This is a genomic window from Streptomyces sp. NH27 (assembly GCF_056859195.1).
Map to the genome: position 1 here is coordinate 1 of NZ_JACEGK010000965.1, position 1,224 is coordinate 1,224.

Sequence of the window (1,224 nt, forward strand, 5' to 3'; positions counted from 1 at the left end):
CCCTCCACCCCACCCACAAAGCGGGGACAAGCCGAAAGTGGGTCCCGATCGGGTGGTTGTGAAGGGCTCGTGGCATAGACGCGGGGCCTCTCTTGAACAACTCGCTGGTGTCGAATCAGCGAGCGATGTCGGGAGGCCCCGGCGTTGGAGTGCTCCGTGTCGGTGGCCGGGCAGTCCAGTTCGGTCGCCCGGGAGCGTGACCGTTGGGCTCACAGGTTCGGAAATGCGGCTGTCAACGCGTCACAGCAGCAACTCATCCGTCACGTCACGTCGTTCCCGTCGCGCCCTGCGGGGAGCCCTCGGAAGACGGGAGGGAAGAGGTCGGCGGCGGCACGGCGGTGCGAGTCCCGCTCACCGTAGGCCGCCCGCATCCGGTCGAAGAGCCGCTGGGCCCGACTCTTCATGGCAGCCACGTCACACCCCGGCAACTCCCCGTCACGGACCACGGTGCGTCCGGCCACCACCGTCAGGGCGATGTCGCGCGGCGAGCCGGACATAAGGAAGGTCCGCAACGGGTCATCAAGGACACCGAGCCGGAAGTCGGTGAGCCGGACCGCGACCAGATCGGCCTGCGCACCGGGCGCGAGCCGCCCGAGGTCGTCACGTCCCAGGGCCCGCGCGGCGTTGAGCGTCGCCGCGCGGAAGTACGCGGCCGGGTCGCCGGCGTCGAGCCGGCCCTCGAGCACCTTGGCGAGGCTGGACCCCACGTCCATGGCGCGGAACAGGTCGGGCGGGAAGCTGTCGCTGCCGAGCGTGATGTTCACACCTGCCCGGCCGAACCGGTCGAAACTGTCCAGCACCATGCCGTAGCGCAGGGACGTCGACGGGCAGTGGACGATCGACGCCCCGGCGCGGGCGAGGGTCGCCAGTTCGCTGTCCGAGGGCGCCGCCCCCCTCCTCCCGCCGCCCGAACCGTAGATCGCGTGCGGCAGAAGCAGCCGGCAGTCGAGCAGGCCCGCGCGTTCGATGATCTCCAGCGGTGTCGCGGCGTACTCGCGGCGGAGCAGGTCGAGTTCGACGGTGCCCTGCATGCAGTGCAACCGGACCGGCACGTCGTGGCGGCGGGCCAGCGCGGCAGTGGCCGCGAGCAGTTCCGGGGTCATGGTCTCGATCCGGCACGGCAGCAGGGCGCCCCGGACCAGGCCATCACCGGCGGACGACCGGACATGCTCCAGGAAGCGCTCGGCGTCCCGCAGGCCGGCGAGCCCACGCTCCACCTCCCAC

General features: G+C 71.2%; 1 protein-coding gene. It reads right to left on the minus strand.

Going from position 1 to position 1,224, the window contains the following annotated elements:
• Positions 1-260: 260 nt before the first annotated feature.
• Positions 261-1,224, minus strand: a 964-nt coding sequence (locus AC13HU_RS37435) for an amidohydrolase family protein (protein WP_483046464.1), incomplete at its 5' end; no start/stop codon positions are given.